Source organism: Yoonia sp. (genome assembly GCF_036007805.1).
In the GTDB taxonomy this organism is placed as follows: Bacteria; Pseudomonadota; Alphaproteobacteria; order Rhodobacterales; family Rhodobacteraceae; genus Yoonia.
Genome location: NZ_DASYOK010000074.1, coordinates 1 through 4,972, shown reverse-complemented (window position 1 = coordinate 4,972; position 4,972 = coordinate 1). Strand labels below are relative to the sequence as shown.

Below are 4,972 nucleotides of genomic sequence, written 5' to 3'. Positions count from 1 at the left end.
CCGCGCAATCTGTCTCCCGATCCCTGTCACGCAGGAACTTGTCGATATGGCGCGTGGTCAGCTTTTGCTGGAAGCAACAGGCACACTGAACGCCAATAGCGGAAACGAAATGGGCTATCAGCTGACCGACGCAGGCCGCGCGCGCGCGCTCGATGCTTTGGGCCAGTCCGAGTACTACGGCGCGATGCCTGTGCCACTTGATATCTATCGCCAGCAGATCCAACGCCAGTCAATCCGCAACATCCAGTTGACCCGCGACCAGCTGCAAACAGCGATGGGTCACCTTGTGCTTCCTGAAGACCTGCTGTCCAACCTCGGCCCTGCGGTCAGCGCCGGTCGTTCAATCCTGATGTACGGACCACCGGGCAACGGGAAATCCTCGATCTCGAACGGTATCCGTGACGCTTTGGGCGACAAAATCTATGTACCGCGCGCGATCGAATATTCCGGTCAGGTCATCACCGTTTATGATCCGATCGTCCACAGCGCCGCCGAGGATGATGTGGATGATCCCAACAGCCTGCGCCGCACCTCGGGCCGCTTTGACACCCGTTATGTGCGTTGCGAACGCCCCACTGTGATTACCGGTGGTGAATTGTCGCTGTCGATGCTCGACCTTGTTTATAACCCGACCGCGCGGACCTATCAGGCGCCTTTGCAGCTGAAATCAACCGGCGGCATCTTTATCGTGGACGACCTTGGCCGTCAGGCAGAGCCGCCACAGACGCTCGTGAACCGCTGGATTGTTCCACTGGAAGAAAACAAGGATATTCTTGCGCTGCAATCAGGTGAAAAGTTCGAAGTGCCCTTCGATACGCTCGTTGTGTTCTCGACCAACTTCCACCCCAACGCGATCTTCGATAAAGCGGCCTTGCGGCGTATTTTCTACAAGATCAAGATTGATGGCCCGAACCAGGAAGACTTCCTCAAGATTTTCGCAATGGTCGCACGCAAGCGCAAAATGCCGCTGGACGAGGATACGCTCGTGCACCTGCTGAACGTGCGCTATCCGGAAATTGACAACGTCTATGCGAACTATCAGCCGATCTTCCTGATCGACCAGATGATCTCGATCTGCGAATTCGAGGGTATTCCTTACCAGATGTCACCCGAGCTGATTGACCGCGCTTGGGCCAACATGTTCGTGAAAGAAGAAGATATCGTTCACTAGCATTTCCCGGAATTGGCCCCCGCATGGGGGCCTTTTTCATTGCTTGGCGTGCAAAACGTAAGGTGCGTCTTGACGCACCGTCCCTGCACGTCACCTTAGCAGCATGACCGCCCTGTCCCCCATTTTCCAAGATTGGTTCACCTCCCGCGGCTGGGCCATCCACCCGCATCAGCAGGCCATGCTTGATCAAGCGGCAAGCCCTGCACTGATGCTGATCGCGCCCACGGGTGGTGGCAAAACATTGGCAGGCTTCCTGCCATCCCTGACAGAACTCGCAAAGGGCAGCCACGACGGGCTGCACACCCTCTATGTCTCGCCGCTCAAAGCGCTCGCCGCTGACATCAAACGGAACCTGCGCCGCCCTGTCGAAGAAATGGGTCTGCCCATCCGGATTGAGGACCGTACAGGCGATACGACTTACACCCAAAAACGCCGCCAACGCGCCGACCCGCCCCATATCCTGCTGACGACGCCCGAATCCCTCGCCCTGCTCACGAGCTATGAGGACGCGCCGCGCATCTTCAAAGGATTGCAACGCATTATCGTCGATGAAATCCATGCATTGGCCGAGAGCAAACGCGGCGATCAACTCATGCTCGCCCTCAGCCGCTTGCAAACCCTTGCCCCTGACCTACGGCGGGTAGGCCTTTCCGCAACGGTGGAAGATCCGGCCGCCATCGCGCGCCAACTTGCCCGCCATCCCGACCCTTGCGACATCATTAACGCCGATCCCGGCCCTGATCCGGATATCGCGATGTTGGTCACGCAAGAGAGACCGCCATGGTCAGGTGGTGGCGCGAAATACGCGATCCCGGCGGTGCTCGAAGAGGTCAAGAAACACAAAACCACCCTGATCTTTCACAACACCCGCGCCCAGGCCGAGATTTTCTTTCACAACCTCTGGCTCGCCAATTCCGACGACCTGCCCATCGGCATCCACCACGGCAGTCTTGCCCGCGAACAACGCGAACGGGTTGAGGCGGCGATGGTCGCAGGACAATTGCGCGCCATCGTCTGCACAGGTTCGCTTGATCTTGGTATCGACTGGGGTGACGTGGATCTGGTGATCCAGGTTGGTGCACCCAAGAACGTCAAACGGCTGGTCCAGCGCATCGGACGCGCGAACCATCGCTACAACGCGCCCTCCAAGGCGCTCTTGGTCCCCGCCAACCGCTTTGAGGTGGTGGAATGCGTCGCCGCGCTTGAGGCTGTCAAAGCCCATGACCTTGACGGTGACCCCAAAGGTGCCGGCCCCCGCGACGTGCTGTGCCAACATATCCTGATCACGGCCTGTGCCGGACCATTTGACGCAGATGCACTTTACCATGAAATCAAGACTGTCGGCGCATATAGCGATCTATCGCGCGCAGCCTTTGATGACTGCCTCGATTTCTGCGCCACCGGTGGCTATGCCCTGCGCGCCTATGACAAATGGAAACGCCTGCTACAAACCACAGACGGGCGCTGGCAGTTGCGCGACCCGCGTGCGGCCCAGCGGATCCGCATGAACCTTGGTACGATTCAGGATACCGACACACTCAAGGTGCGCATGAAGGGCAATTTCAAACCCTTGGGTGAGGTGGAAGAGGCATTTGCCGCCACCCTGACCCCCGGCGATACTTTTCTGATCGGCGGACAAGTTGTCCGCTATGAGAACCTGAAGGAAATGACAGTCGAGGTATCGCGCCGCGCCGACAAGACACCAAAAATAGCCACCTTCATGGGCACAAAATTTGCCAATTCTACGCAGCTCTCGCAGCGCATCCTGCGCATGTTCGCGCAACCTGATTGGCCGGAACTGCCCGCACATACCGCCGAATGGCTGGGTCTGCAGCGCAAGTTTTCCAAATTGCCCGAGGCTGACCGTATCCTTGTCGAGAGCTTTCCGCACGAAGGGCGCCATCATCTTTGCATCTACGGATTCGCGGGTCGTAACGCGATGCAGACACTTGGCATGCTCGTCACCCAGCGCATGGAAGAGCTGAATCTGCATCCCATGGGTTTCGTCGCAACGGACTATGCCACACTGATCTGGGGCCTTGATCCTGTCACGGACCCGACCCCCTTGCTGCAACCCGACAATATGCGCGCGGATTTTGAAACGTGGTTGTCTGGCAATGCGGTGATGAAGCGCACCTTCCGTGGTGCGGCCACGATTGCGGGTTTGATTGAACGCAACCTGCCCCAAGCCCGCAAAAGCGGGCGGCAGGCCACGTTTTCCTCTGACATCCTTTATGACACCCTGTCCAAATATGACCCCGATCACCTGATGCTACGGATCACCCGCGAAGAGGCAATGCGCGGGCTGGTCGACTTTGGTCGGATCGAGGAAATGTTGACACGCACCGCAGGGCACATCGACCACCTGATCCTTGATCGCGTGACCCCGCTGTCCCTGCCCATGTTCCTTGAACAAGGGCGGATCGCCGTCGCGGGCGCAGGCCAGGAACGTCTGATGGAAGAAGAAGCCGCCCGCCTGATGGCTGCTGCGGGCGTATCATCGCTTTGATGCTTGAACTCGCATGCGCGTTGCCCCAAGAACAGAGCATGAACGCCTACAACTTCGATTTTTGCGGAACCCGATGCAGCGCCCTGCCCTCAGGCGCGCTCCATTTACCGACGCAAAACGTGCTTTGCGTCTCTGACCTGCATCTTGGCAAATCCGAACGGATCGCACGGCGCAGCGGCGTGATGTTGCCTCCCTATGAGGTCCAAGAGACCCTACAAAAGCTGGAAGCCGATATCACCGCGACCCAGCCCCAACAGGTGATCTGCCTTGGCGATAGCTTTGATGATCTTGATGCCGCCAGCAGTCTGGATGAGGATGCGCGGCTTTGGCTGATGCGTCTGCAAGCGGGCAAGTCATGGGTCTGGATCGAGGGAAATCACGATCCGGGTCCGGTTGACCTTGGCGGAACACATCGGTCGCAAATGACTATTGGCACACTCATCTTCCGCCATATAGCTACGGCGGAAACAGCCGAGGTGTCAGGTCACTATCACCCCAAACACCGCGTTGCAGGGCGCAGCAGGCCGGCGTTCCTTTATGATGCGCACAGGCTGATCATGCCCGCCTATGGCGCCTATACGGGCGGGCTCTCCAGCCAAGCCGCAGACTTGCGCAAACTCTTTAGCGGACAGATCATCGCGATCATGACAGGGCACAAAGCCATCCCTGTGCCCGTTTAAGCGGTCAGACCCTCCGGCTCGGCCAACCCGTTGGCGCGGCAACAGGCGGTCAGCGTATTGGCCAGCAGACAGGCAATCGTCATCGGCCCCACGCCACCAGGCACGGGGGTAATTGCACCGGCGACGGCGGCGCAACTGTCGTAATCCGCATCCCCCACCAGACGGGTGCCGCCTTCGGGCTTATCGATCCGGTTGATGCCCACATCAATCACTGTGGCACCCGGTTTGATCCAGTCGCCCGTGACCATCTGCGGACGCCCCACAGCAGCCACTACAATATCGGCCCGTCGCACGACATCGGGCAAATCCTTGGTCCGGCTATGGGCGATTGTGACGGTGCAACTGTCATTCAACAAAAGCTGCGCCATCGGTTTGCCCACGATATTCGAGCGGCCGATCACCACGGCATTCATCCCCGACAAGGACCCGTGATGATCGCGCAGCATCATCAGACTGCCTAAAGGCGTACACGGCACCATGCTTTTCTGCCCCGTACCCAACAAGCCCACGTTCGAGATATGGAAGCCATCAACGTCCTTGGCCGGATCAATGCTGTTAATCACCAGATCGCTGTTGAGATGCTTGGGCAGCGGAAGTTGCACCAGAATACCA

General features: G+C 58.5%; 4 protein-coding genes. 3 read left to right on the top strand and 1 reads right to left on the bottom strand.

Annotated elements, in window-relative coordinates:
* The 3 genes from VGP75_RS04735 to pdeM all read left to right on the top strand — a co-directional run.
* A partial coding sequence (locus tag VGP75_RS04735; protein WP_327542560.1) for a DUF8689 domain-containing protein occupies nt 1-1,171 on the top strand: 1,171 nt, incomplete at its 5' end.
* Between the two features lie 103 nt (nt 1,172-1,274).
* Nucleotides 1,275-3,680, top strand: coding sequence for a ligase-associated DNA damage response DEXH box helicase (locus VGP75_RS04730; RefSeq protein WP_327542559.1), 2,406 nt, complete (start codon nt 1,275-1,277; stop codon nt 3,678-3,680).
* A gap of 38 nt (nt 3,681-3,718) precedes the next feature.
* Entirely contained in the window at nt 3,719-4,360 is a 642-nt protein-coding gene (gene pdeM / locus VGP75_RS04725; RefSeq protein ID WP_327542558.1) for a ligase-associated DNA damage response endonuclease PdeM, read from the top strand.
* On the opposite strand, the gene VGP75_RS04720 is transcribed toward pdeM, so the two are convergent.
* A partial coding sequence (locus tag VGP75_RS04720) for a tetrahydrofolate dehydrogenase/cyclohydrolase catalytic domain-containing protein (RefSeq protein ID WP_327542557.1) occupies nt 4,357-4,972 on the bottom strand: 616 nt, incomplete at its 5' end. The genes pdeM and VGP75_RS04720 overlap by 4 nt on opposite strands.

Coding starts and splice junctions, on each gene's coding strand:
- VGP75_RS04730 (WP_327542559.1), top strand. CDS start 1,275: ATGACCGCCCTGTCCCCCATTTTCCAAGATTGGTTCACCTCCCGCGGC.
- pdeM (WP_327542558.1), top strand. CDS start 3,719: ATGAACGCCTACAACTTCGATTTTTGCGGAACCCGATGCAGCGCCCTG.